Genomic DNA, 26,034 nt, shown 5'->3' with positions numbered 1-26,034 from the left:
TGACCAGATCGGCTACCGGCGCACTGGACAAGCCCGCAAATTCGTTGCGGCACACCATGCAAAGGACGAGACGATGAAGATACTCGACGGGCACGCGAGCACGACGGGTTCGGCACGAGGGATCGCCGAACGCATCACGGCGGGGCTCGACTCGGCCGGTCATGACGTGAGTCTGCAGTCCTGCGCCGACATCGCCGAAGTGAATGACCACGATGTTGTGCCCGGTAGTGCTATTCACAACGGACAATGCGACGCCCGCGACTGGCCCGATATCGACCGGTGGGCCGGCGCCATCCGCGCGGAGGCTCCCCGGGGGGAGCGGCGATGACGGCATTTGGGTGGGGTCGACAGCGAACCGACCACACACCGTTCGAAGGTGGTGCCCGTGGGTTGTCGGGAAAGCGCTGGATTGCGTTGTGCGCGAGTGCCGAGGCCGTCGGCATGACCGCTGCCGCCGTCGCAGCGAAGCTGTCCCAGCACGTTCTCGGAGGTCAGCCGAGGGGCTGGGATGCGGCACTGGCGCTACTTCTGGTGGTGGCAGGTGGGCTGGTCGAAGGGGCGGCGCTCGGTGCGTTGCAGGCGAGTGGTTTGCGGCGTCTGATTCCGCGGCTGAATCGACGCCGATGGCTCGTGGTCACGGCGGCGGTGGCGGGGTTGGGCTGGGCAGCCGCCTCGGCTCCGGGGGTGTTCTCCGATGACAGCGGCGGTGATGCGGAGCCGGCACTTCTCGTCGTGGTGGCCGGCGCGCTCGGTCTGGGTGCGGTGATGGGTGCGGTCCTCGGTGCCGCTCAAGCGATGACGGTGCGCCGTCTCGTTCCTCGTCCGACGCGCTGGGTACTAGCCAACACCATTGCCTGGCCGCCCACGATGGCCGTGATCTTCATCGGTGCGACGACTCCGGAAAGTGGCTGGCCCACAGTGGCGGTCGCCGCGCTCGCCGCGATCACCGGGATCGCGGCCGGTACGGTGCTCGGCATCGTCACGGGATGGTTCCTGCCCACCCTCGATGGCGCAGGGGACGAGAACGTCGAACTCACCGGTCACCGGACAAGGTCAGGGAATGGCAGCGAGTTGCCGTAATCCTGCCGGCGAGGTGCAACTGTCAAAGGCCGTCGACGTGTGGGCGGACCTCACCTGTTGGGGCTGGTGCATCGCAGTCGGTAACCGCAGCACCTCGCGGAACTCTGGGGAACAGGGGTGTCAGTTCGATGCTGAGAACCACCACTGAATCGGCGACAGGAGTCTTTGGCCACCTGACACAGGGACCGCGGTTTCCTCGCCGGACAGAAACTCGACGTCGACGGCGGATACACGGTCGGATCACCGGCCATGTGTAATGGACGCGTATGACTGACGCCCAAGACACCCGCCCGACGCCCCGCAGGCGTCGAGTCGAATGGGTGATCGGCGGCCTGCTCGTCGTCGTGCTCGCGGTGGAGATCGTCCTCATCTGGCCGGACCTCTCCGAGAGCGTCCAGAACCTCGGCGACCTCCACTGGGGATGGGTGGCCGCGGCCGTCGTGGCGTCACTGGCGTCGATGTCGAGCTTCGCCCGGGTCCAGCGCTGCCTGCTGGGGGTCGCGGACGTGCACATCAGACAGCGGCAGTCCCTCGCGGTGACGTTCGCCTCCAATTCGATGAGCGTGACACTGCCCGGCGGCCCGGTTCTGGCAACGACGTTCAGGTACCGGCAGACACGCCTCTGGGGTGCCTCACCGGTGGTCGCGACGTGGCAACTGGTGATGGCCGGCGCCCTCCAGGCCATCGGCCTGGCGCTCGTCGGACTGGCGGGCGCACTGCTCGTCGGGGCGAAGACCAACCCGTTCTCGCTGATCTTCACGTGCGGCGGCCTGTTCGCCTTCCTGGCGGTGGCTCAGTACGCCGCCTCGCGGCCCGACGCCCTCGAAGGTGTCGGCATCACCGCGCTACGCGGATTCAATGCGCTTCGAAAGAAGCCTCCGCTGAACGGTGTTCGCCGATGGAAGCACATCGTGAACCAGATGAGCGCCGTCCGGATGGATCGCCGCGACACCGCCCGCGCGTTCGGGTGGTCGCTGTTCAACTGGATCGCCGACGCCGCATGCCTCGCCTTCGCGTGCTACGCGGTCGGCGCACATCCCGGGTTCGCCGGACTGGCCGTCGCGTACGCGGCGGGCAACGCCGCCCGTTCGGCCATCCCACTCCTGCCGGCCGGCCTCGGTGTCATGGATGCCGTGCTCGTCCCCGCACTGACCGCCAGCGGAATGACCGGCGCCGAAGCGGTGTCCGCGATCGTCGTCTACCGCCTGGTCAGCTTCCTGCTCATGGCCGCCATCGGCTGGATCGTCTTCGCGGCACGCTTCCGGGGTGCGCAGCAGCAGGGCGTGGAGGGCCCCGACCCCGCACCACAGTGGCGCCGCCGGAAGTAAGAGGTCTCGCGCGGCGAGCGCACGACCGGACCTCGGTGGCATTGCAGTGATCCAGCAGTCGTTTCACTGACGGCGCGGACCTAGCCGCTCGAGATATTGCTCGCCTGAGCGAATCGGTTCGACGCAGCCGTCGCACTGGACACGTTCGTGGAGCACCGGGTGACCTACACGATCGGCTCGATCACGGTGTTCAACGCCCTTCAGACGTGCCGGGTGTCAGCGCGGCCCACTTCCCCTCGGTCAGGACCCTCTCTTGCGGCGGCGCGCCCATCTCACCTTCCACTCGACTTGCGCCGAGTCGACGGACCGAACCAATTGGCGGTTCGGGAGTGGACCGGACCGCACGGGGCGAAAACGACGTACGCGGTGTGGCTGGTCGGGTGACGGGCTGGTGACGTAGGCGATACCCGTGGACGGGTCCACCGTCACATCGAGAGTGCTCCCTTCCCGACACTCACCGTGGGTTTTCCCAACGGGCGTCGTGGACGGCGGAATCACTCCGTGACTGCCCGCACGCCGCCACGGGAGCATCGCGGCCACGGCAATCCAGGCCGCTCGCCTACGTGGCCGATGAGCTCCGAACATTCCGTCCACGACGTCTCCCGTCGACTCGGATCACCCGTAGTCGCCATTCTGTCACCGTCAACGGTGCGGAATGTCCGAGTCGGCCGACCGGAACTCCTGCAAGGATGACACTTCAGACCGCTCCTGCTCGGTCGATGCTCATGCCCCGGGTTTCACGAGCACCGAGCATGACGGGCCCGAGGCACACGAGGAAGATCGCGCAGATGAGCCAGAACGGTGCACTCGTTCCCAGCTTGTTCTGGATGAAGGGGATCGATGCGACGACGAGGACTCCACCGAAGCACCTGCTCGCGGATTCCACGAATCCGGCGGCGGTACCCCTCGCATGGGTGGGGAATTGTTCGGACGTGAACAGCTTGGTGAAAGGAACCAGACCCGTGCAGAAGAACGCGCTGACAAACCCGCACGTGACAGCGAGTGCAACGTTCTGAGACAGTGCGAGCGCACTGAATCCGAAGATGGCGCCGACGCTGTAGAGGAGAAAGGTCTTCTTGCGGCCGAGCCTGTCGGCGAACTGTCCCACCGCGATCGCCCCCACCGCGCCGGCAATGATGATTCCGATGGTGGTGACCAACGCTCCCTGGGTTGTCATCCCCATATCCGCGTACATGACCGAGGCGTAGACCAAGAGCACATAGGCGCCCGCGCTTGCGCCGGCGCAGATCAGCAGGCACAGCATGAATCTGCCGAGCAACGGCCTGCGAAACAGGTCGGCTGTCCCGCTGCCCCGTTCGGCGCCGGACTCGTACTCGGCCCGCACGACGGTGGCGATCTCGGGGTGTACGAGGTCATTCTCGTGGTGGTACCCGGCCTCGCGTTCCAACTGCTCGACCAGTGCGCGCGCTTCGTCTGTGCGGCTCTTCAGCAGCAGCCACCGAGGGCTTTCGGGCAGATTCCGGTAGATCAGCGGCACCGCGAGGATCGGCAGGCCACCGAGGAGGAACAGGATGCGCCAGGCCAGATCGACCGGCAGATGACCGACCATGACGAGGGCCGCCGCCTGCGGGACCAGATAGCTCAGCGCGAGCACCGCGGACGCCGCCGCGATCATTCGGGCGCGGGACCGGGTACCGAGTAGTTCGGAGAGCATGAGGTACGGAATGGGAAAGACCGCACCCAGTGCGAGTCCACCGAGAACCCGCATCGCCATGATCCACCCCACGTCCGCCGACACTGCACACAGCGCCGAGAAGAGCGAGAACAACGAAACACCGCAGAGCAGGACACTTTTACGGCCGTACCGGTCGATGATGCGACCGGCGAGGGCTGCCCCCACGATGATGCCGCCGGTGGACGCGATCCCGAGCTGAGCGGTTCCCTGAGCCGTCAGACCCCAGGGCTCCTTCACGAGCAGCAAGATCGGGCCGATGACCCCCGTTTCGAATCCTTCGGCGACCCAGATGACCGTCACGAGTATGGTTGTCAGCAGAGCTGTCCTGGTCATCGGCAGACGGTCGAGACGCGACAGCAGGTTGGCAGTCACCATGACATCTGGTACCGCAGTGGTTTTGTCCATGACGAACCTCCTTGGGGGTATTCGGGGTCGACGAAGTCGAAAGATGCGGAACCGGGCGCAGATTCAGTGATGGGTCAGTCGGTGCCGAGGATCATCACCATGTACGCGGACATGACCATCCCTCCGGCCTGGACCAGACAGGTACGCGCATCCGGAACCTGGCGTGCGGCGCATTCGCCGCGTAGCTGACGGACGGCCTCGATCATCAACTGCATTCCGAACTGACCGGAATGATTGAATGAGAGCCCTCCACCGGAGGTGTTCAGCGGAAATGTCCCGCCGGGAGCTATTCGCCCGCCTCCGACGAATGCGCCGGCACCGCCTGGTTCACAGAACCCGAGCCCTTCGAGCGCGACGAGCACGTTGATGGTGAAGGCGTCGTAGATCTGGACGACGTCGATGTCCTGCCGGTCGAGCCGCGCCATCGCCAGTGCGTCGTCGGCGATCTCACGTAGCGCTCCGTTGTCGAGCCAGTCCTCCGTACCGAGCGGGGTCATGTGATGTCGGTAGGTATCACCGAAACCCCGAATCGACACCGGCTTCTGCGCCAGATCGGCGGCACGTCCCGCGCTCGTCAGAATCATGGCACCGGCACCGTCGTTGATCTGACAGATGTCGAGCTTGCGGAGTGGGTCGGCGATGACCGGTGACGCGAGATAGTCCTCCATGGTCAGGGGTTCCCGCCGCGCCGCGTTCGGATTGAGCTGCGCCCACCGGCGAGCCGCGAGGGCCACCTCCCCGAGATGCTCTGGCACACAGCCGAACCGGCTCGCGTACAGCTGGGCCAGCATCGCGTAGTACCCGACCGGATTGAGCATGCCGTACGGCGTCGCGAACTGGCCCATCGGTGAGCGCGGGTCCTGGACGACGCCGCCCCGCGCGCGACTCTTGTCCAAATGCTGTGTGCTGCCGTAGGCGACGAGGGCGACCTCGCACAATCCTGCGTCGATCGCCGCCATCGCGTGGACCAGATGGGTGATGTTGGACTGGCCGCCGACCACCGTGTTGTCGACGTACCGGGGGTGAATGTCCAGGTACTCCGCCACGAGCAGTGCGTTCGCGCGGTCGTCCCAGTGCGCGAAGACCCCGTCGATGTCGGCCGGGCCGAGTCCGGTCTCGAGCATCGCCGAGCGGGCGGCCCGGCATTGCAGCGACAGCGCCGTGGCACCGGCCGGTGCCTTGCCCAGACCGGCCTCACCGACCCCGACGATGGCGTACCGCCCCGCCAGTGCTCTGTTGTCCGCCATCTCTCAGTCCGCCCGCAGGTGTGCGGCGATGATCTTGGCGCGGACGTCCTTCTTGAGGACCTTGCCGACCGCGCTGCGCGGCAGCGACTCCCAGAACTCGACCTGCTTGGGGGTCTTCATGCTGCCGAACCGGTTGCGGCACATCTCGATTATGTTCTCGGCGGTCGCCTCGGACTCCGACTTCAGTTCGATCACCGCGGTGAGCCGCTCACCCCAGTCCTCGTCGGGCACGCCGACCACCGCACAATCCTGAACGGCGGGATGCGACCAGATCAGCTGTTCGATCTCGCTGGGGTAGATGTTGAAACCACCCGAGATCACCACGTCTTTCGTCCGGTCGACGACATAGAGGTATCCGCTCTCGTCGAAGACCCCGATGTCTCCTGTGTGGTGCCAGCCGAAGCGGTGGGCTTCGGCGTTGGCCTCGGGATTGTCGAGGTACCCGGGACAGACCAGCTCACCTCGGACGACGATCTCCCCGCGCTCACCGGCCGGGACGACGTTGCCGCCCTCATCCATCAGCGCCACCTCACAGGCCCCGGTCGGCCGGCCTGCCGACGCGAGGTGCTTCACACCCGCGGGATCGTCGCGGAGGTAGTGATCCTGCCGAGACAGGCACGTGATCACGCCCGGTGCCTCGGACTGACCGTAGAACTGGACGAAGACCTGACCCCACAGCCTCAGTCCTTCTTCGAGTTTGTCGACGGACATGGGTGCGGCGCCGTAGATGACGTACTCGAGGGAGGAACAGTCACGTGTGTGGGCGTCGGGATGCGCCAGGATCCGGTAGATCATCGTCGGCGGTAGGAACAGGTGCGTGACGTGCTCGCGTTCGATCAGTTCGAGCACGGTGGCGGGATCGGTCGACGGCGCGATCACATTGCGGGTACCGAAGGCCGAGAGCCCCATTGCCGTTGCTCCCGCAGCGTGGGTCAGCGGCGCAACCACCAGATGCACCGGATCCTTCGCGGGTGCGGTGAACTGGTTGGCGATCCGGTAGGCGGCGAGCAGACAGCGGTGGCTCTGCATGATGGCCTTCGGGCGGCCGGTGGTGCCGCCGGAGGACTTGATCAGCGCAATGTCGTCGAGGCCTCGTCGAGTGTTGCAGGTCTGTCCGCTGTGCTCCCGCTTCCAGGCCTCGGTGCTGAGCCCTGCCGCAGAGTGCTCGCCGAACGCGATGCAGGAGGTGAGCGTGGGTACTTCGGACCGGATCCGGTCGATGTGGGGGAGGTACTGCTCGTGGTACACCAGCGCCGACATCTCCGTGAATCGCATGAACCAGATCAGGTCCTCGATCTGGTCGCGGGCGTTGAGTGGCACATAGGTGGCGCCCGCGCGCAGGATCCCGAGCATCGCGACGAAGCCGTCGGGATGGTTGGGGGACAGAATTCCGATCCTGCTGCTCGCCAGCCCTTCCCGGGTCAGTCCGTGCGCGATCGCGTGCGACGCGACGACGACGTCCCGGTAGCTGAGCCGCAGTGTGTCGGACTGCAGAAACGTTCGGTCCGGGTACCGGGCAGCACCCGTGTCGAAGTAGTCGGTGATCATCGGTCGTCCACCTCTGTCAGAGTGAATTGGGGAAGGATCGTCTCGGCGCTGATCCGTTCGAAGCGCACTTCGACGCGGGCACCGACGCGGATGCGATCGATCGGGCAGTCCACGATGTTGGTCAGCAAGCGCACACCCTCGTCGAGTTCGATGACGGCCACGGCATAGGGAACCTTGTCGGCCATCGACGGATTGGCGGGAACCCGGCAGATCGTGAAGGTGTAGATGGTTCCCGCTCCCGCCGAGTCCACCCATTCGAGGTTCTCGGAGAGGCAGACCGTGCAGAAGGCGCGGGGGTAGAACTGATGACGCCCGCACTGCTCGCACCGTTGGACCACCAGGCGTTCCTCCCGGGCCGCATCCCAGTACGCCTCGGTCTCGGCGGTGGGCCGGGGTTCCGGCCGTACCGGGGTGTCAGCCATTGGCCCGCAGTTCGAGGCCGGGAGCCACCAGGCGCACGGTGTGCTTGCTCCGCATCCGACCGAGTCCGGCCACCAGCTCCACGATCGACTGCTGGACGGAGAAGGTGTCCTCGACCGGGACGAGTGCGTCGATCTTCTGGTCGCCGTACATGTACCGCAGGATCATCTCGTCCGGCGACAGGTGGCCGTACCGTCTGCGCAGTTCCGGCAGGATCGGGTCGAGTTGTGGCGGTGTCTCGGAGATGTCGCACGACCCGTTGTTCATCACGAGATCCTTGACGTTGTCGTCGACGGGCAGCGGCAACGCACCGAAGTATCCGCACACGTACTTCTTCACCTCGTCCGGAACCACGGCGTAGCGCTCGGGGTTCAGGACATTCATGACGGCCTGGGCGGCGACGATGGCGGGGAACGGCGTAGCCATGACCGGGGAACCCAATTCCTCACGGACCCGGCCGATCTCCTCGATCACCGCCGGCAGTCTGTCGGAAATTCCTGCGGCCTTCAGCTGAGCCTCGAGGTTCGTCATGGCGCCACCGGCGTACTGCGTCTGGTAATTGGCGGGGTCGTACTCCGCGGGGACTCCGACGGGGTAGTCCAGTTGCGCGGCGAGCTTGCCCAGGTAGTCGCCGACCTCGTCGAGTGATCGGTCGTCGACGTCGACATCGAACCCCAGTGCACGCAGATCCCGGGCCATCATCTGAGCCGACGGCAACGAGTTGCCGTTGGCCAGCGGATCGACGGCGGTCAGGATTTGATCCGCTCCGTACACGGCCGCTTCGAGCGCGACCTGCGGACCCATCCCGGTCAAACAGTGCGTGTTCAGCTCCAACCGGGTCTCGCCGATCGCCGCCCGCAGCGCCGGTACCAGCGTCCGGGTGCGTTCGACGGTCAGGCTGCCACCCGCGTCGGCAAGAGAAATCGTGTCCACGCCGAACCGGTCGATGACCTCCCGTGCCTGCCGGACGTAGAAATCGTCGTCGTAACCCGGTGCGAGGTTGAACACGAGAGCAATCGTGACCTTCGCGCCGAGCCGCTTCGCGATGCGGATACCGGGTGCCACGTTGTCCCACGAATGCAGGGAGTCGAGGACCGCGAAGTCACGGATCCCGTTGACGAACATCCGCTCGACGAACAGCTCGTTGATGTCGTCCGGCTGCGGGTAGAAGCCGTGGAGCAGGTTGCTGCGGACCGCCGCACGTAGCGGAGCCGTCGAGATCCGGTCAGCGAGCAGCCGCACCCGTTCGAACGGGTCCTGATTCAGGAACAGAACTCCCGCGTCGAAGCCGACCATAGCGATGGCCTCGACGGCACCGAATCCCGCGTCGGCGATCCTGCTCGAGATGGGCAGCATGTGTTCGGTGCGCATCCGGGTCGCCCACAGGCACTGGTGCGCGTCCCGGAGCGTGCCGTCGGTGAGGGCGATCGTCCGGCGCCGACCCGTCCGGGCGAATTCGGCCTCGACGAGGTGACGAAGGTTGGTGAGCACGGTGATTCACCCTTCCTGTTGCAGATGGATGCGGAGACCGGGCGCGGACACGGTCAGCGTGGCGTAGCGACCGGCCCGCTCGAGCAATCCACGGGTGAGGCTTTCGTAGGGTGTCAATGCTTCGTAGGGCTGCACGTCCACTCTCCGCGGGACGGTCGCGACCGTGACTCCCGCTATCCACGCGAGCAGAACGTCCTCATCGGCAGCGAGATCTGCTTCGATTGTCGGGGAGTCACATTCGGACGTCAGTACCGAGCCGACCCGCGCCTGGAGGTCGACGCGTTGGTCACCGTTCACCGTGCCGTACACGCCCTGCAGCAACCTGCGCAGAACCGGCCGGAGGGTCTCGTACCTCTGCTCCCCACCGAAGTGGCACATCGCCTGCTCGGCGATCGCCCGGGCGAAGGGGGGCACCATCGGCGGCGAGCCCATCTCACGGCGCACGGCCGCGCATTCGGCGGCAAACTCGTGCAGGTCGGCCCACCGTCCACGCTCACGCAGAGCGCTTCGCACGTCGGCCGCCACCTCACCCGGCAGCTGATGGACGTACGTCGCCAGATCGAATGGCCACGGGGTTGCCGCGGGCAAGCCTTCCTGATCGGCGATCCCGGCGAGGATCGCATCGGCGGACAGCAGAGCGTCCAGGTCGGGCAGACCCTGAACGTCGTCGCGTCGCAGGACGCGGATCAACGACGGCAGCGACGGAAGGGAGGCGCCGTTGGCGACCGACGGCAGTGCGGTGTCGATGCCGCGGACGCCGAGCCGGCCGGCCTCGAGGGCGACGACGGTTCCGAGTGCGGTGTGGCACCGGGTGTGCAGGTCGAGGGGAGTGTCACCGAGCGCCGACACCAGTGCCGGGACGAGGGTGCGCGCCCGGTCCGGTGTCAGGACTCCGCTCTCGTCTCGCAGCATCACCCGGTGGGCGCCGGCAGCGATGAGCGATGCGGCGCGCTCCGCATAGGTTTCGTCGGACACTCCGTCATCGGCTGTATAAGGAAGCGCGGCAATGGCGGTCAGCCCCGCCGTGGTGGCAGATTCCAGAGCGGCCTTGAGGCGGACCAGGTCCAGCAACGGATCCAGCAGGACCACCTGCCGCAGGCCCGCAGCTGCCAGTGCCGTCAGCCAGCCGTCGATCGCCGTGGGTCCGAGGACGTCGGCACCCGGCCGCCCATGCCCGGTCAGCAGGTTGACGGTGGCCCGCAACGGAACGGGGCCGTAGTGCCGATGGGCGAGTTCCACCCGCTGCAGCGGGTGTTCGTCGCGGGCCAGGCATTCGTCCAGCACCGCCGGGCTCAGCACCTCGACCGCAGCGAGGCCGCTGGACGACAGCGCGGCGGCGGGTGCGAGGACCATCCGATTGTCCAATGCACCCGCCCATACCGCGGCCTGGCCGTCGGTCAGGCTGGTGTCGGTGAAGGTGATCTGATGGTTGCTCATGCCGATGCTCCCGCCTCGGTGAGGGACTGGCGAAGGAAGGTGTCCTCGACCCATCTGGTGGTGACCGCTCCCGCGGCGAAGTCGGGGTGAGCGAGCACCGAGTGGTGGAACGTGGCGGTGGTCGTCGGACCGGTGACCGTCAACTCGGACAGGGCGGTGCTCATCTTCTGAATCGCCTCGGCTCGGGTGGGGGCGTGCACGATGATCTTCGCGAGAAGTGAGTCGTAGTACGGCGAGACCGTGTATCCCGAGTAGCAGTGGGTGTCGACCCGAACGCCCGGCCCGCTCGGTGGTCCCCACTCCTCGACCAACCCCGGACTGGGGAAGAAGCCGCGATCGGGGTCTTCGGCGTTGATGCGGCACTCGATCGCATGACCGTCCAGGATCACCTCGTCCTGTGTGAAGGACAACGGTAGCCCGGACGCGATACGAATCTGTTCGGCCACCAGATCGCGCCCGCTGATCATTTCGGTGACGGGATGCTCGACCTGGATGCGGGTGTTCATTTCCAGGAAGTAGTAGCTGTTGTCGCGGTCGTCGACCACGAACTCGACGGTGCCCGCACCGACGTAGTCCACGTTCCGGGCGAGGCGGACCGCGCTCTCGCCCATCGCTTCCCGTTCGCTCTCCCCGAGTACAGGCGAGGGCGCCTCCTCGATCAGCTTCTGATGCCGCCGCTGCGTCGAACACTCTCGCTCACCGAGGTGGACGACGTTGCCGAACTGATCACCGATGACCTGGATCTCGATGTGCCGTGCGCGTTCGATGAACTTCTCGACGTACAGGGTGGGATCGCCGAAGGCCGATTGGGCTTCCGACGACGCGGACCTGAACAGTTCCGGGAGTTCCGCCGCCGACCCCACGACCCGCATGCCGCGGCCCCCGCCGCCCGCGGTCGCCTTGATCAGCACCGGAAACCCGATCTCCGTGGCAATCGCCAGAGCCTCGTCCGGATCGGACACTGCCCCCGAGCCGGGCACGCAGGGAACCCCGGCCTCCGATGCCAGGCCCACCGCCGTGATCTTGTCGCCCATGCTGTCGATCGACTCGGGTGTCGGGCCGATGAAGATCAGGCCGGCGTCGCGGCAGGCACGGGCGAACGACGCTCGTTCGGACAGGAATCCGTAGCCGGGATGGACCGCGTCGCAACGGGTCCGCTTCGCCGCCCGGATCAGCAGGTCCGCGCGGAGGTAGCTGTGGGTCGGCTGCGGCGGACCGAGGACTACGACCTCGTCGGCCATCCGCGCGGCCAGGCTGTCGACGTCCGCGTCGGAAACCCCGACCACGGTCTCGACGCCGAGGTGACGGCACGCCCGGATGATGCGGACCGCGATCTCGCCGCGATTGGCGACGAACACTCTCCGGATGTCGTGCCGAACGACTGGGATGTCGTCGGTCATGCTGCGGCCTCCGCGTCGGTGGGATCGACGATCATCAGGATCTGCTCGTGCTCGACGGCCTGACCGTGCTCGACGAGGATCGAATGAACGCGGCCCGCTGTCGGCGTCGGGACCGAGTTGAACATTTTCATCACCTCGATCAGGCAGAGTGTCGCGGATGCCTCGATCTGCTGACCCTCTTCCACGAACGGCGGCTGAGTCGGTGCCGGCGTGCGGTAGAACGTGCCCGGCATGGGTGCCCGGATGGCGATCATCCGATCCGGGACTTCGGCGAGTGCCGGGCTGCTCACGGTGACCGAGGCGGCCGGCGCGGGCGGCGGCGTCACGGCCGGGGCGGGGGCCGGGGTGGCGGGGGCGGTCGTCGGCGCCAGGGCTTCGACCGGCAGCGCACTCGTCGGCGCGGCGCCCGGTTTACGCGCCTGCAGGACGACGTCGCCGATCCGGAGGTCCAGCGAATCGAGATGCTCTGCGGTGTCGAGTAGTTCAAGGATGCGTCGGACGTCTGCGTGTTGGAGATTCATGGTCTGCTCCTCGTAAGTGGCGTTCGCGATGAGGTGTCGGTCAGGCCCGCATGGTGCGTGCGGTCGTGCCGAGCTGTGCGGGCAGGATTCGGTAGGCCTGACGTACCCATTCGCACAGCATCGGACGGGTGTCGCGGGGGTCGATGACGTCCTGGATTCCGAACCTTTCCGCAGTTCGGAACGGGTTCTCCACGGGTTGGAACCGCGCGTAGAGTTCGGCACGGAGCGCGTCCGGGTCATCACTTTCGGCCAGGGTGCGCCGGTAGGCGGCCTCGACGCCGCCCTCGATGGGGATCGATCCCCAGTGCGCCGTCGGCCAGGCGAGGCGTCGGTTGATGCTGCCACCACCTATCGGCCCGTAGGCGGCGCCTGCCAGCCCGTAGGCCCGACGCACGAACAGCGAGAGCCAGGGGACGCGAGCCTGCTCGAGGGCCATGGCCGTCCTGATGCCCTTGCGGAGGGTGCCCTTCTGCTCGGCGTCGCGGCCGACAAACGTCCCGGGCTGGTCGATCAGGTTCACCACCGGCAGGTGGAACGTGTCGGCCATGTCGACGAACCTGGTGATCTTCTCCGCGGAATCGACGGTCAACGATCCGCCGAGCCACCTGGGATCGTTCGCGAGGACCGCCACGGTGTGACCGTCGAGACGGGCGAGCATCGTGATCTGAGACTGTCCGAAATACCGTCCGATCTCGAACAGGCTACCGTCGTCGAAGACCGAGGCCAGCAGCGTGCGCATGTCGTACGAATACTGCTTGATTTCCGGGATCGTCGTGGACAGGGCCTCGTCACGACGATCCACCGGATCGGCGCAGGCCCTCACCGGAGGGAGCTCGTGAACGCTCGACGGAAGGTACGACAGGAATCGGACGACGTCGTCGAGTGCCTCGAACTCGTCGGCCGCCTCGTTGTCGACGACACCCGATGCACGCGCATGCACACCCGCGCCGCCGAGCTCGGCGTTGGTGACGTCTTCGCCCACCGCCTTCTTCACGACTGCCGGTCCACCCGCGAACAGGTAGGAACCCTCGGCGGTCATGATCGACAGGTGACTCGCGCACACCCGGACCGCGCCGAGGCCTGCGGCCGCGCCGAGCGCGACGCCGACGACGGGAACTGTGGCCAGCAACTCCACCATCGGCCAGTGCGGGTATCCCGGAATCTTGGTGGCGGACATCTGCTCGAGGAGGTTGACGCTCCCGCCGGCGGTCTCGACCAGCCGGATCACCGGCCACCGGTACGTCAACGCCAAACGCTCTACGTACTGCCATTTTTCGGGGTTGGTCGCCTCCGACGATCCCCCTCGGACGGTGAAGTCCTCGGCGACGACGATGACGTCCCGACCGTCGATCTTCGCCTGCCCGCACACGACATTCGACGGTTCGACCGAGATCAGCTGCCCGCGTTCGTCGTAGCGGGCCGATCCGGTCATCATGCCGATCTCGCGCCACGATCCTTCGTCGACGAGCCGTTCGATGCGTTCGCGCGCCGTCAGTCGGCCGCGCGCGTGTTGGCGCTCGATCTTGTCCGGGCCGCCCATCGCCAGAGCGAACTCACGGCGCTTGGCGATCTCCGCTTCGAACCACGGCCGGCCGGTGCTGTCCGCTGCGCTGGTGCCGACGGTCAGGACCGGGGCCGCCGCTCCGGATTCGATCTGGGTCATGACGAGATTTCCTTCTGTCTGGGATGGCGGTCAGCGAAGCGCAGCGGCCGGCAGTACGTCCGCGAGGTGGGCGCGCACGTGGTGGGTGGAGCGGGCCACGAGGACGCCTGCATCGGCGAGCGCTGCACACTTCTCCTGCACGGTGGCTCCGTCGGCGCTGCGCGGCGCGTGCCCGAACGGCAGCGTCGTCGGGAGGGAATCTGCGGCACGCCCGGCCACCATCGCGATGACCGGCACGTCGATTCGTCCGTCTGCCACCGCGACTGCCAGGTCGATTTCCTGGCCGCCGGACGGTTCGCCGAACACCACCACAGCGCGGGTGTTCGGGTCACTCGCAGCGAGTTCGACCCCTTCGGTGAGGGTCGTCCCGACCGCGGGCGTGCCGCCGATGGACATCTGAACGCTGGTTCCCCATCCCCAGTTGCGCATCAGCATCGCCAGTTCGGAGGCCATGCCGCCGCTGCGGGAGACGATGCCCACCGAGCCGGGCGCGAATCGCTTCCACGGTTCGTTACCGCCGGGGCAGCCGATTCGGCCCACGCCGGGGACGACGACACCTTGCGAGTTCGGGCCGATGACGTGGCAGTGGTGCTCTCGCGCGACCGCGAGTGCCCGGAGCCAGCGATGCTGCGGGATGTTCTCCGAGCTGACCACGATCAGTTCGACGCCCGCCTGTGCGGCTTCGACGACCGCATCCGCGGCGGCGTGCGGCGGCGCGTAGCTCATCGCGAACCGGGAGTCTGTCGCCGCCACGGCCTCGGCGACGGTGTCGAAGACCGGCACGCCGAGCACCGCGGAACCCCCCTTGCCGGGGGTGACACCGGCGGCCACGTCGACACCGGAATCGAGCATCCACCGCGTTTCCAGCTGCCCCTGCCTGCCCGTGATGCCCTGCACGAGAAGACCTGAACGGGCTTCGAGAAGCTCACGAATCATCGGACGAGTCCTTCCAGTTCCTGCGGCGACTGCTCCATCGCGGTCAGCAGTAGGTCGCATGCGTCTTCGAGTGAGGCCGCGCGATCCAGGACGAGAGCCCCGGGCAGACGCCGACGGAGGACGGCGTGCGCCTCCGCTTCGTGTGGGCCGGCCAGCCGGACGACGGTCGGCACCCGTGTGGAGTCGAATCCGGCCCGATCCGCGGCAGCAGCGAACTCGACCGCCACGTCGCGGGCATCGGCGAGACTCAGCACGGCGCCGCCGAACAGCACCCCGCGAAGCCCGGGGACGGAGAGCGCCGAACTGAACAGCGTCTGCAGCTTCGCGCTACCGGCACCCGGCGACGCGTCGAGGTAGCAGGCGGGACGGATACCGAGGTCGGTCAGGTAGTCCAGGGCGAGAAGCCCCGCACCGCCGCCGGTGATCATGCAGGCGACGTCGCCGTCCAACTCGAAGAACTTGATGCCCGCCCTGTTCGGTTCGGCGGCGTCGGCCTCGCGGACTGCCAGTTCGCGTGGGGTGGGTGCGCGGTCCACGACGGGGTCGGCATCCACCAGTGCCGACGGACGGAGTGCCTGTGCGTCGGGATGACCGTGGGGGTCGAATTCGACCGCCACACCGACGGCGACCAGTCGCTGACCGTCCCAGCGGAACGGGTTGACCTCGACGAGGACGGCCTCCGCACTGCAGAAGGCGGTCCAGAGAACCTGCAGCGCATCACCGATCGCACTGCGCAACCGAGGGTCCGACACGGCGGCCCGGTCGAGCAGGCCGGCGACCGCGTGGTCGTCGGGGCCTTCCGCCAGGCCAACCGTCACGGCAGCCGCCTGGTGCGCATCGAATCCGACTCCACCGGTGGCGGCGGCGCGCACGACAGCACCACGAGTCGTCTCGTCCAGGGCGATGGAGAGGTAGCACTCCTCGCCCTCGACGAATTCCTCCACCACCGCAGGCGCACCGCTCCGAAGAGTTGCGGTGACGGCGGAGGACAGCTCGTCCCGGGACCTGCAGATGTGCACGAGGCCGGCGAGGCCCTTGCCGCTGCCGGCGATGTCCGGCTTCACGACCCACGGCGGGCCGAACGCCGGCCCGCCCGGCAGAAGTTCGTGCTCATGCGTCACGACGACCAACTCGGGCGTCGCAAGGCCGACCCTGCGCAGCCATGGCATTGCGGCGCTCTCAGTGGCGCGGGGCATCGCGTCTCCTTCGTTTGGGGCCCTCCCCGGGCCTCTCGATTCGTTTCCCAGTGTGATCCGGGTAACTGATTCACGGAAGTGAGCGCAGGCGACCAGGGTGATTGCCATCATCGATCACTCGGGTCTAGGGTCGCGGCATGAGGTCGGAGCAGATGCGCTATCTGGAGGCCGCGATCCGCCTCGGTTCGCTGCGCAAGGCCGCTCAGGAGGTGGGCATCGGGCAGCCGACCCTCAGCCAGCAGATCCGGCGCCTCGAGGAGGACCTCAATGTCGTCCTCTTGATCCGCCGCGCCAACGGGGTTCTCCCCAGCGCGGAGGCCCGCATTCTGCTACCGCACATTCGGCAGGTGTTGCAGGCCGATCGCGCGCTCCGCGAGGAGGCGGGGCTGATCAACGGACTGCGCAGCGGCAGCGTGCGCCTGGGTGCCGTCACCACGGCCAGCCAGATACTGCTACCGAGAGTGGTTCCCCTCTACCGGAACTCGTTCCCCAACGTGCGCTTCTCGGTGTGGGAATCGGGCTCCCAGGGTGTGCGCGACAGCGTGACGAACGGCGAACTCGACCTCGGACTCGTCGTGAGGGCCAACGACCCGGCCTCCGACGCCAGCCTCACCGCAACCGATCTGATCTCCGACGAGGTCGTGCTGTGCGTGTCCCGGCGACATCCTCTGGCCGGCAAGTCGACAGTGGGAATTCAGGACCTCGCCGGCCAGTCCTGGGTGGTGTCCGCGCACGGTTTCGCCCTACGGGAGTTGGTGGACACCGCGTTCGCACCGCCGGCACAGGACATCGTCTACGAGACGACGAACCCGCACACGAGCCTGCTCATGGTCGCGGCCCGGGTGGGCATCGCAATGCTGCCCCGGCACACGCTCCGCGACCACTGCGCCGACGAAGTTGTCACTCCGGCAACGGAATGGAATCCGCCTCAGTTGACCGTCTGCATGATCAGGCGGGCGGACACTCAGCCGGCACCGGCCGTGCGCAAACTCATCCAGGCTTTACGCGAGGTCAGCGCGGACTGGTCACGCGACCATCCGATCACCAGGTAACTGATCGCGCCATCGCCAGGGGATCATGCAGTCGCTTCTCGCCCTGATCTCACCCTTCGCCCTGCGATTCCACGACCCACGCCGCGATCTGCGCACGTGAATTGAATCCCAGCTTCGTCAGGAGATGTTCCACGTGCCCCTGTGCGGTGCGGGGCGAGATCACCAACCGCGCGGCGATCTCCTTGTTGGTCAGCCCCTCGGCGATGAGGGTGGCAACCTCACGCTCCCGCTTCGTCGGTGCAGGCGACGGACCGGCGGACGTCGGAGAGGGCGAAATCTGCTCGCCCAGCGCGTAGGCGACGGCTGCGTCGAAACCGAGTGCCGTGCCCCTTCTGCGGGCCGCGGTGAAGGCCTGCTCACTCATCGCCTCTCGGGTCCGGCATTCGCACTCGTCCTGGTACACGCTCAGGCCGGGCACCAACACCGTCGAACTGCCCACCGACCGGGTGAACTCGTCTGCGGCGCCCAGCAATACGACCGCGCGTTCCATGTCCTGTTCCTCGGCGGCTATCCATGCGAGTGCCTGCAGACACACACTGGCATTGAGTCGATCGTTCACCCGACGCTCGACTCGGAGCGCCTGCCCGAGGAGCTGGACCGCTCGTGCTCTCTCCCCGAGCCGCCACACCGCGACGGCCAGCGCCCACAGCGAATACGACCGATACACCGATTCGCCCTGCGCCTCGGTGATCGCGAGGACGCGCTCATGGCATTCGATGGCTCGTTCCGTGTCGTTCACGAGGTCATGCGTCATGCCGAGGCCGACGACTGCAGCCACCTCGTAAAGGTCGTTGCGTGCCGTGAACCCTCGGACGGCCTTCTCGAGGTGTGCGCGGGCGTCGGGGAGGCGCCCCGCGAACAGTGCCGCGTATCCGACCGTGTGGTCGGCGTGCGCACGCACCAGCGGGTCGGTTGTCTGAGCGGCGACCGCCTGCGCTTCCTCCGCCAGCGTGTCCGACACGGGAATGTCGCCCTGCACTCCGGCCAGCACACTGGCGGCGTAGAGCGCCTTGACCCGATCGCCGGTAGGCTCGGCCGGTTGTCGAGCCAGGAGGCGACCGAGCCATCGCCGACCCTCGCTGAGCAATCCCCGGGACAGCCAGAACGGGTACAGTGCGGCAGCGATCCGCAGTCCCGTTGCGGGACTGTCGGACACGCAGAAATCCAGCGCCTCGCGGATATTCGGTTGTTCCCGACCCAGTCTGGAGATCAACGCGAGCTGCCGGGAGCTGATCCATTCGGTTTCCGCCTCGACCGCCAGCCGCTCACACCAGTCGCGGTGCCGACGGCGAAGCGCGATGTAGTCGCCGTTCTCCTGCGCCTTTTCCCGTCCGTAGGCGCGGACGGTCTCGAGCATTCGGAACCGCACCGCGGAACCCGACTCTTCTCTCGTCAGGATCGACTTGTCGACGAGGAACGTCACGGTGTCGAGGAGGTCGTCTACGTCGTCACCATCGCAGACCTGTTCCGCGGCCTCGAGTTCGAAACTGCCCGCGAACACCGAGAGCTGCGCCCACATCCGTTGTTCCGCAGGGGTGCACAGGTCATAGCTCCAGTCGATGCACATCCGCAACGTCTGCTGCCGCGAGGGCGCGTCCCTGCTGCCGCGAGTGAGCAGCAGGTAGCGGTCGGTGAGGCGCTGCAGGATCTGGTCGGGCGTCATCGCGCGAAGCCGGGCCGCCGCCAGTTCGATCGGTAGCGGCAGCCCGTCGAGCCGCTGACAGATTCGGGCGATGGTGACCTTGTTCTCCTCGGTCAGCTCGAATCCCGGGACTACGGCGGCGCCGCGTTCCGCGAAGAGAGTGACCGCATCGTTGCGGGGCAGTCCTTTCGGCAGGTGGTCGGGATCAGGGACGGGCAGCGGGGGAATCAGAAGCGCTGTTTCCCCGCCGATTCCGAGCGGTTCGCGACTCGTCGCGAGAATACGCAGCCGAGGGCACACGCGGAGCAGGATCTCGGCAAGTTTCGCGGCCGCGGCCACCACCTGCTCGCAGTTGTCCAGCACGAGCAACACTTCACGCGGGGCAAGGAACTCGACGAGCACCTCGTGTGAGGGTCGGGCAGACTGGTCGCGCAACCCCAGTGCGGCCGCCACGACCCCCGACAACAGCGAATCATCCAGCAACTCAGCCAGTTCCACCAGCGTCACACCGTCGGAGAAGTTTCGTTGCGCCTTGGCGGCTGCGCGTAGAGCAAGCCGGGTCTTTCCCACCCCGCCGATTCCGGTCAACGTCACCAGCCGCGACGTCGACAACAAGTTCGTCGCCTCGGCCAGCTCCGTGCGGCGGTCGACGAAACTGGTCAGCTCCAGCGGAAGTCCACCCGTTCGGCCCGAATCCGCCGGTGACCACGACGGCCGGACTGACGCTCCGCCCTGCACCGCGGCCGGTTCGGTGTGCATTGCCATCTCGTCGACCGGGAAGCCGTGATGCAGTTGGGACTCGCGCAGTTGCCGACCCAGTTCCACAGCGGAGGGGCGAGCGCCGGCCTCGGAGGACATGGCACGTTCGATGACAGCGCTGACCCCCTCGGAAATGCCGTGTTCGCGCGGGTTCGGAACCGGCTCGGACGTGATCCTCAGGAACTGTGCCACCAATTGCTCACCGCTTCGCCGTTCGAACGCCGCATGACCCGTGAAAGCAGCGAACAGGGTGGCGCCGAGGCCGTACACATCGGCGGCCGGACTCGGGGACTCACCGGCGACCACCTCGGGGGCGGTGAACGCCGGCGAACCCGTCACGACGCCGGCCGTGGTTTCGAACCCGCCGGCGATGTGGGCGATGCCGAAATCCGTCAGCGCAGGCTCGCCGTAGTCGGTGATCAGGATGTTCCCGGGCTTGACGTCGCGGTGCAGGATCCCGAGGCGGTGCGCGGCCGCCAGCGCGCCGGCCATCTTCACCCCGAGTCGCAACGCTTCGTCCAGCGGGAGCGGTCCGTGACGCCGGATCCGCTCGTCGAGCGACCCCTCAGCGTGGTACGGCATCACGATGAAGGGCCGGCCGTTGCCGGTGACACCGGCGTGGAGAACAGTGACGATATTGGGGTGACCGGTCAGCCGGCCGGCCGCACGCTGCTCACGCAGGAACCGTGCCCGGTTCTCCTCGTCGAGGTCTGCGGTGAGGACCTTCACCGCCACGGTGCGGTCGAGCGCAGCCTGCGTGCACCGGTACACGACGCCGAAACCGCCGCGGCCGATCTCCTGGGCATCCTCGAATCCGGCCGCCGCCAACTCCGCCGTGACCGAACCGGACACGTCGCGTTGCGTCGCGAACGGATCGACGTCCGTCATCGACTACATCGATTCATCCCGCTCGAGGCACTGCCGACGAATGCCACACTGCTCACCTCTCGACGATGTACCCCAGGATATCGCCGCGCCGCACCGCTGCGAAGTCGATGAGAATGGTGAACACGGGGTTGGCTGGACGGCCGAAGGCGAACCGGGTGGCTCGGAATGAGCCACCCGGTCGCTCTCAGCTCGTGCGCTGGCGCGCACGTCATGGTCGTTATCGAAGCGACCGCAAGCCCACGCGGAGCTCGTTTACCAAATGCTGGGGCTGCTCCCAGGCGGCGAAGTGCCCGCCCTTGTCGAGCTTGTTGAAGTGGATGAGGTTGGGGTAGGCCTTCTCTGCCCAACTGCGCGGTGCCTGATAGAGCTCGTCGGGAAAGACGCTCACGGCAACCGGGATGGAGACGCTACCGGCGGCGAAGAACGGGGCCTTGTTCTCCCAGTAGAGACGAGCCGCTGACAACGCCGTGTTCGTCAGCCAGAACAGGGTGATGTTGTCGAGTACATCGTCTCGCGTCAGGCCTTCGGGCTGTCCCGCGAAGACCCGCGAGATCAGCGCCAAACTCGCCGGGTCGTGGTCGATCATGAAGGCGGCCAGACCGACGGGCGAATCCGCCAATCCGATCAGTGTCTCCGGCCGCGATCCCATCTCCACGGCGTAGCCGATGTGCTGATAGAAGAATGCCAGCTGGTCGCACGCAGCCTGTTCGTCGTCGGACAGATCGGCGGGCACGGGATGCCCGGTGAGGAGCGCCTGGTCGATCTCGGGTGGAACCACCTTGGCCATGTTGGTGTGAATGCCGAGCAGCTCCGGCGGCGCCTGCACCGCCATCGCCTCAGTCACGATCGCACCCCAGTCCCCGCCCTGTGCCACGTACCGGTTGTACCCGAGGCGCTTCATCAGCTCCACCCAGGCACGTGCGATGCGGTCGGGGCCCCAGCCGGTCGTCGTGGGCTTGCCCGAGAAGCCGTAGCCGGGCATCGACGGAATCACCAGATGGAAAGCATCCGACGCGTCACCACCATGGGCGGTGGGATTGGTGAGGGGGTCGATGATCTTCAGCTGCTCGACGATCGAACCGGGCCACCCATGTGTGACGATGAGCGGCAACGCATCCTCGTGCTTCGAGCGGACGTGAATGAAATGGATGTCCAACCCGTCGATCTCAGTGATGTACTGCGGCAGAGCATTCAGCTTCGCCTCAACCTTGCGCCAGTCGTATTCCGAGGCCCAGTACTGCGCCAGTGCCTTGCTCGTCGCGAGCGGTGTGCCCTGCGACTGATCTGCGACGGTCTCCGTTTCGGGCCAGCGGGTGGTCTCGATGCGCTCACGCAGTGCCTCGAGTTCGGAGTCGGGGAACTGGACTGTGAACGGCCGGATGGTGACGTCGGTGGTGAAAGACATGTAGGTTTCCTTGCTGTGTCGGTTGTTGGTCGAGAACGGTTTTCGTTGGATTGGCACCTGCATTCGACGGTGCGACCGTCTACCTCGGGGTGCTGCTTTCCCAGCCGTCGAGGATCTCGTTGCCGATGGTGATTTCGGCGCGGCGGTCCCGCCTCTGGTCGCGTTGACGGTCGTGCCGGCGCTGCTGCGGCATGGTGTTGTCGTGATCGCGGGGGATGTCGTGGCCGGCGACGGCGGCGAGGGGGCTGGGCACCGGTGTGCTGGTGGATGCGGCCGCGACGCCGGCGGGGATGACGGCGAGTGCGGCGGCGGCGACTCCGACGGTGGCGAACCGCTTCCAGGAGGTGCTGGTGGTGTGTGTCCTGGTGTGGTGTTGGTGTGTGCTGTTCATGCCGATAAGACTCGCAATTGCGCGGCGAGTGGGACGGCGAAGATCTACGTGCTTCACTACCCGCATTTCCTACGCAGGTATCCGTGGGGACCAGCGAGGCCCTCGATGAGTTCAGCCCGGGTCCGCACCCAACGCAGCGGGGGCACTGCCCGAACTACGGATTTCGGGACTCGATGCTCTCGTCGCGGGCGATCCAGGCGGCAAGCTGCGCGCGGGATCGATACCCAGTCTTCGTGAGGATGCGATCTACATGTCCTTCTGCGGTACGGGGCGAGATAACCAACCTTTCCGCGATCTCCTTGTTCGTCAGTCCCTCGGCCACCAGCTTTCCCACTTCTTTCTCACGAGGTGTGAGTTTCACCTTCGCTGCAGGAGTGGCCGCCGCTGCGGGCTGGGACGTGCGCTTTTGCAACGCGAATTCAATCGACGCGAGGTGCTCGAGACGCTCACCGGCCCGGGATTCTTTCTCGAACGCAGAGTCACCCAGCAGCTGACGGGCGCGTTGTTCGTAACGAGTCCGCGTGCGGACCAACGTGTCGTTTCCGAAGAGTGGAGCGCTCCCCATCTCGCCGCACAGTGTGCGCCCGATACCGAGCAGGCGGGCGGATCGGACAGGGTTTGCTTCCTCGATCGCGATCCACGCCAGAATCTCGGTGCATGTACTCACGCCCAACCAGTCACTCAATGACTGCTTCAGCTCGAGCGCTTCTTTCAACGAGTCCGAGGCTTGCGGGTACTTGCGCTGGGTCCACAGGGCAAGTCCGCGGGCCCACAGCGCCCATGACGTCGAGAAGTGCTCCTTCAGCGACCGACCTGAGGCGATGGTGTCGTCCGCCCAGGCAAGGGATTGTTCCAGGTTTCCGGACAGGCAGTGCACTAAAGCGAGCTGAGCGCCGCCCAGCAGTGTCAGGGAATTGACCTCCCCTGACTCGGCGTGAAGTGCCATGCCGGCAGTGAGGTACTCCAGTGCGACGTCGAGATTTCCGTTTCCGAGCATCTCCGCCGCACCCCGGAACTGAACTGCAAACGCCTGGGCGGTTCGATCACCGATCGCTTCCGCGACGGCGCTGCATTCCAGCAAATACTGTTTGGAGGTCGGGTTGTCGCCCTGAACCATGGCGTTCCACGCGATCACCCAGAGCGCTTTCGCCCTCTCGCTGCTCGGCTCCCGGTCTGCCTCCAAGGCTCGGGTCAGCCAGTACCGCCCGTCGCGCAGCAGGCCACTCGCGTTCCAGAAGAACCACAACGCACCCGCCATCCGAAGACCGGTTCGGGCCTCGCCGGGGGTAGACAGGCAGTACTCCAGCGCCGCCCGCAGATTCGCCCGCTCGTGCCGCAAACGACGGTTCCATACCAGCTGGCCTGACCCCAGTGACTGGCTCTCGCTGTGTTCGGCCAAACGCAGGAAGTAGTCTCGATGTCTTCTGCGCCACGCATTCTCGTCGCCGTGCTCGGCAAGTTTCTCGGCCGCGTAGTCCCTGATACTTTCCAATAGTTTGTATCGAACTGTGGATCCGGATTGAACGGTGGAAATGACCGACTTTTCGACAAGACTGGAGATCAGGTCAAACGCGTCCGGAACGATGTCCGGATCGGTGCACACGCTCTCGACCGCGTCGAAATCGAATCCGCCCGCGAAGACGGACAGCCGTGCCCACAGGACTTGTTCCTCCGGCGAGCACAGATTGAAGCTCCAATCGATGGCGCCACGCAGCGTTTGATGCCGTACCGGTCCGCCACGGTTTCCCCGCGTCAGAATTTCGAAGAGTGCGCCCTCGCGCGACAGGACGCGGTCGAGGGGTAGGGACCTGATCCGGACCGCTGCGAGTTCGATCGCCAGAGGGATGCCGTCCAGCCGCTGGCACAGGCGGGCAACCTCCAGGCGGCTCTCGTCGTCGAGGGTGTATCCGGGGACGACGGAGGCAGCGCGTTGCTCGAAAAGATCGACCGCCTCGGAATGAAAGCTCTTGGCGTTCTGCCCGTCGGCGAGCTGAGCTTCGTCGGGGACCGGCATGGGGGGTACCTCGAACACGGTCTCACCCAGCACACCGAGAGGTTCCCGACTGGTTGCCAGGATCTCCACACGGTCCGACCGCCGAACAATCTCGGCGGCGACGCTTCCGCTCGCCTCGATCAAGTGCTCGCAGTTGTCCAGGACGATGAGTGCATGTCTTCCACCGAGGAATTCGAACAGGTAGTGACTACCGTCCGCATTCATTCCGTCGCGAATGTCGAGCGCCTCGGTAATCGCACTGACGACAAGGTCTGGAGTGGAGATCGCGGCGAGATCCACAAACCAGACGCCGCCGGTGTAGGTTCTGCGCACTTCCGAGGCGACGCGGCACGCCAGCCGGGTTTTCCCTACCCCACCAAATCCGGTGAGGGTCACTATCCGGGAATCCGACAGACGCGCCTTCACTGCGGCTACTTCATTGCGGCGTCCGACGAAACTTGTCACTTCGCGGAAGAATTCGTGTGCATGGGAGACGAGTTGGTGAGGCGGCGGCACCATCACGTCCTCCTTCGGCTGCACGGCTCCCGCTTCGGCATGCAGTGCCATCTCGTCGACGGGAAAACCATGGAGACGTTGAGATGCTCGGAGTTGCTGACCGAGTTCCGTGGCGGAGGGACGGCCCTCCGAGGTGCCGGACATGGCACGTTCGATGATCGTGCTGACGTCCTCGGGAATGCCGTGCTTCCGTGGGTCCGGACCAGGCTCGGCGGCAATCCTCAGGAACTGGGCCACCACCTGCTCCCCGCTACGGCGTTCGAAGGCAGCGTGACCGGTCATCGCAGCGAACAACGTGGCACCGAGGCCGTACACGTCGGCAGCAGCACTCGGGGGTTCACCGGTCACCACCTCGGGGGCAGTGAACGCCGGCGAACCCGTCACGACGCCGGCGGTGGTTTCGAACCCGCCGGCGATCCGGGCTATGCCGAAATCCGACAGTGCCGGCTCACCGTAGTCGGTGAGCAGGATGTTCCCGGGCTTGACGTCACGGTGCAGGATCCCGAGGCGGTGGGCAGTCTCGAGGGCACCGGCCATTTTCACCCCAAGTCGCAGCGCTTCGTCGAGCGGGAGCGGTCCGTGGCGGCGGATCCGCGTGTCGAGTGAGTCCTGGGCGTGGTACGGCATGACGATGTACGGCCGACCGTTGTCGGTGACGCCCACATGGAGGACATTGACGACATTGGGGTGCCCGGTCAGCCGGCCCGCCGCGCGTTGCTCGCGGACGAAACGTTCCCGGTTCTGCTCGTCGAGGTCGGCGGTCAGGACCTTGACCGCCACAGTGCGGTCGAGGGCCGCCTGGGTGCAGCGGTAGACAACACCGAAACCGCCGCGGCCGATCTCTTGTGCGTCCTCGAATCCGGCAGCCGCCAGATCGGCCGTGACCGAACCCGACGCGTCGCGTTGCGTCGCGAAGGGATCGTCGTCGGTCATCGACCGGACCGATTCGTCCGGTCCGAGCCACTGTCGAAGAAGTGCACCACCGCTGGCCTCTCGAGGAGATACCCAAGGATATCGCCG

The 26,034-nt window shown here is 66.4% G+C and carries 19 protein-coding genes and 1 pseudogene; 5 read left to right on the top strand and 15 right to left on the bottom strand.

Annotation, left to right across the window (positions count from 1 at the left end; genetic code table 11):
- Positions 1-73 precede the first annotated feature (73 nt).
- The 4 genes and pseudogenes from QM693_RS00200 to QM693_RS37540 all read left to right on the top strand — a co-directional run.
- Positions 74-328 carry a hypothetical protein gene (locus QM693_RS00200; RefSeq protein WP_283350977.1) on the top strand — a complete coding sequence of 85 codons (255 nt, stop codon included), beginning with the start codon at positions 74-76 and terminating at the stop codon, positions 326-328.
- Entirely contained in the window at positions 325-1,080 is a 756-nt protein-coding gene (locus tag QM693_RS00195) for a hypothetical protein (protein ID WP_283350976.1), read from the top strand. Before QM693_RS00200 ends, QM693_RS00195 begins: the two co-directional genes overlap by 4 nt.
- Before the next feature lie 266 nt (positions 1,081-1,346).
- Complete coding sequence (locus tag QM693_RS00190) at positions 1,347-2,408, top strand: lysylphosphatidylglycerol synthase transmembrane domain-containing protein (RefSeq protein WP_283350975.1); 1,062 nt, start codon at positions 1,347-1,349, stop codon at positions 2,406-2,408.
- Positions 2,409-2,516: 108 nt separating this feature from the next.
- Positions 2,517-2,692 (top strand): annotated as a pseudogene (locus QM693_RS37540) (long-chain fatty acid--CoA ligase); the annotation flags it as partial.
- Between the two features lie 413 nt (positions 2,693-3,105).
- Here the strand turns inward: QM693_RS37540 and QM693_RS00185 are convergent.
- The 11 genes from QM693_RS00185 to QM693_RS00135 all read right to left on the bottom strand — a co-directional run bounded on the left by QM693_RS00185 (position 3,106) and on the right by QM693_RS00135 (position 16,368).
- Entirely contained in the window at positions 3,106-4,509 is a 1,404-nt protein-coding gene (locus tag QM693_RS00185; RefSeq protein WP_283350974.1) for an MFS transporter, read from the bottom strand.
- A gap of 74 nt (positions 4,510-4,583) precedes the next feature.
- Complete coding sequence (locus QM693_RS00180; RefSeq protein WP_283350973.1) at positions 4,584-5,756, bottom strand: thiolase C-terminal domain-containing protein; 1,173 nt, start codon at positions 5,754-5,756, stop codon at positions 4,584-4,586.
- A 3-nt stretch (positions 5,757-5,759) separates the two neighbouring features.
- A complete protein-coding gene (locus tag QM693_RS00175) occupies positions 5,760-7,304 on the bottom strand; it encodes a class I adenylate-forming enzyme family protein (protein ID WP_283333225.1) in 1,545 nt (514 codons plus the stop codon).
- Positions 7,301-7,726, bottom strand: coding sequence for a Zn-ribbon domain-containing OB-fold protein (locus QM693_RS00170; protein ID WP_283333226.1), 426 nt, complete (start codon positions 7,724-7,726; stop codon positions 7,301-7,303). The genes QM693_RS00175 and QM693_RS00170 overlap by 4 nt, the downstream gene beginning before the upstream one ends.
- Entirely contained in the window at positions 7,719-9,215 is a 1,497-nt protein-coding gene (locus QM693_RS00165) for a pyruvate carboxylase (protein WP_283350972.1), read from the bottom strand. The genes QM693_RS00170 and QM693_RS00165 overlap by 8 nt, the downstream gene beginning before the upstream one ends.
- Before the next feature lie 6 nt (positions 9,216-9,221).
- Positions 9,222-10,652, bottom strand: coding sequence for a beta/alpha barrel domain-containing protein (locus tag QM693_RS00160; protein WP_283350971.1), 1,431 nt, complete (start codon positions 10,650-10,652; stop codon positions 9,222-9,224).
- Complete coding sequence (gene accC / locus QM693_RS00155) at positions 10,649-12,052, bottom strand: acetyl-CoA carboxylase biotin carboxylase subunit (RefSeq protein ID WP_283333229.1); 1,404 nt, start codon at positions 12,050-12,052, stop codon at positions 10,649-10,651. Before accC ends, QM693_RS00160 begins: the two co-directional genes overlap by 4 nt.
- Complete coding sequence (locus QM693_RS00150; protein WP_280779419.1) at positions 12,049-12,573, bottom strand: acetyl-CoA carboxylase biotin carboxyl carrier protein; 525 nt, start codon at positions 12,571-12,573, stop codon at positions 12,049-12,051. Before QM693_RS00150 ends, accC begins: the two co-directional genes overlap by 4 nt.
- Before the next feature lie 40 nt (positions 12,574-12,613).
- Complete coding sequence (locus QM693_RS00145; RefSeq protein WP_283350970.1) at positions 12,614-14,236, bottom strand: acyl-CoA carboxylase subunit beta; 1,623 nt, start codon at positions 14,234-14,236, stop codon at positions 12,614-12,616.
- A gap of 30 nt (positions 14,237-14,266) precedes the next feature.
- Complete coding sequence (locus tag QM693_RS00140; protein ID WP_283350969.1) at positions 14,267-15,172, bottom strand: succinate--CoA ligase subunit alpha; 906 nt, start codon at positions 15,170-15,172, stop codon at positions 14,267-14,269.
- Positions 15,169-16,368 (bottom strand): ATP-grasp domain-containing protein, encoded by a 1,200-nt coding sequence (locus QM693_RS00135; protein ID WP_283350968.1) that lies wholly within the window; start codon positions 16,366-16,368, stop codon positions 15,169-15,171. Before QM693_RS00135 ends, QM693_RS00140 begins: the two co-directional genes overlap by 4 nt.
- A 137-nt stretch (positions 16,369-16,505) precedes the next feature.
- On the opposite strand from QM693_RS00135, the gene QM693_RS00130 reads away from it, so the two are divergent.
- Entirely contained in the window at positions 16,506-17,420 is a 915-nt protein-coding gene (locus tag QM693_RS00130; protein ID WP_280779415.1) for a LysR family transcriptional regulator, read from the top strand.
- A gap of 49 nt (positions 17,421-17,469) precedes the next feature.
- Here QM693_RS00130 and QM693_RS00125 read toward each other — a convergent pair whose 3' ends face one another.
- The 4 genes from QM693_RS00125 to QM693_RS00110 all read right to left on the bottom strand — a co-directional run bounded on the left by QM693_RS00125 (position 17,470) and on the right by QM693_RS00110 (position 25,947).
- Positions 17,470-20,709 (bottom strand): protein kinase domain-containing protein, encoded by a 3,240-nt coding sequence (locus QM693_RS00125; RefSeq protein WP_283350967.1) that lies wholly within the window; start codon positions 20,707-20,709, stop codon positions 17,470-17,472.
- Positions 20,710-20,926: 217 nt separating this feature from the next.
- Positions 20,927-22,114 carry an epoxide hydrolase family protein gene (locus tag QM693_RS00120; RefSeq protein ID WP_280779413.1) on the bottom strand — a complete coding sequence of 396 codons (1,188 nt, stop codon included), beginning with the start codon at positions 22,112-22,114 and terminating at the stop codon, positions 20,927-20,929.
- A gap of 79 nt (positions 22,115-22,193) precedes the next feature.
- Positions 22,194-22,505 (bottom strand): hypothetical protein, encoded by a 312-nt coding sequence (locus QM693_RS00115; RefSeq protein WP_283350966.1) that lies wholly within the window; start codon positions 22,503-22,505, stop codon positions 22,194-22,196.
- Positions 22,506-22,659: 154 nt separating this feature from the next.
- On the bottom strand, positions 22,660-25,947 hold the full coding sequence (locus QM693_RS00110; RefSeq protein WP_283350965.1) for a protein kinase domain-containing protein: 3,288 nt from the start codon (positions 25,945-25,947) through the stop codon (positions 22,660-22,662).
- Between the last annotated feature and the right edge of the window lie 87 nt (positions 25,948-26,034).

The sequence above is a fragment of the Rhodococcus sp. IEGM 1305 genome (assembly GCF_030058635.1).
Lineage (GTDB): Bacteria > Actinomycetota > Actinomycetes > Mycobacteriales > Mycobacteriaceae > Rhodococcus_F > Rhodococcus_F opacus_D.
Note: the sequence above shows the minus strand (reverse complement) of the source record. Positions and strands in the feature narration are given on the sequence as shown.

Coding starts and splice junctions, on each gene's coding strand:
- QM693_RS00135 (WP_283350968.1), bottom strand. CDS start 16,368: ATGCCCCGCGCCACTGAGAGCGCCGCAATGCCATGGCTGCGCAGGGTC.
- QM693_RS00120 (WP_280779413.1), bottom strand. CDS start 22,114: ATGTCTTTCACCACCGACGTCACCATCCGGCCGTTCACAGTCCAGTTC.
- QM693_RS00125 (WP_283350967.1), bottom strand. CDS start 20,709: ATGACGGACGTCGATCCGTTCGCGACGCAACGCGACGTGTCCGGTTCG.
- QM693_RS00185 (WP_283350974.1), bottom strand. CDS start 4,509: ATGGACAAAACCACTGCGGTACCAGATGTCATGGTGACTGCCAACCTG.
- QM693_RS00110 (WP_283350965.1), bottom strand. CDS start 25,947: ATGACCGACGACGATCCCTTCGCGACGCAACGCGACGCGTCGGGTTCG.
- QM693_RS00180 (WP_283350973.1), bottom strand. CDS start 5,756: ATGGCGGACAACAGAGCACTGGCGGGGCGGTACGCCATCGTCGGGGTC.
- accC (WP_283333229.1), bottom strand. CDS start 12,052: ATGACCGACGACATCCCAGTCGTTCGGCACGACATCCGGAGAGTGTTC.
- QM693_RS00115 (WP_283350966.1), bottom strand. CDS start 22,505: ATGAACAGCACACACCAACACCACACCAGGACACACACCACCAGCACC.
- QM693_RS00200 (WP_283350977.1), top strand. CDS start 74: ATGAAGATACTCGACGGGCACGCGAGCACGACGGGTTCGGCACGAGGG.
- QM693_RS00150 (WP_280779419.1), bottom strand. CDS start 12,573: ATGAATCTCCAACACGCAGACGTCCGACGCATCCTTGAACTACTCGAC.
- QM693_RS00190 (WP_283350975.1), top strand. CDS start 1,347: ATGACTGACGCCCAAGACACCCGCCCGACGCCCCGCAGGCGTCGAGTC.
- QM693_RS00140 (WP_283350969.1), bottom strand. CDS start 15,172: ATGATTCGTGAGCTTCTCGAAGCCCGTTCAGGTCTTCTCGTGCAGGGC.
- QM693_RS00175 (WP_283333225.1), bottom strand. CDS start 7,304: ATGATCACCGACTACTTCGACACGGGTGCTGCCCGGTACCCGGACCGA.
- QM693_RS00170 (WP_283333226.1), bottom strand. CDS start 7,726: ATGGCTGACACCCCGGTACGGCCGGAACCCCGGCCCACCGCCGAGACC.
- QM693_RS00160 (WP_283350971.1), bottom strand. CDS start 10,652: ATGAGCAACCATCAGATCACCTTCACCGACACCAGCCTGACCGACGGC.
- QM693_RS00195 (WP_283350976.1), top strand. CDS start 325: ATGACGGCATTTGGGTGGGGTCGACAGCGAACCGACCACACACCGTTC.
- QM693_RS00145 (WP_283350970.1), bottom strand. CDS start 14,236: ATGACCCAGATCGAATCCGGAGCGGCGGCCCCGGTCCTGACCGTCGGC.
- QM693_RS00130 (WP_280779415.1), top strand. CDS start 16,506: ATGAGGTCGGAGCAGATGCGCTATCTGGAGGCCGCGATCCGCCTCGGT.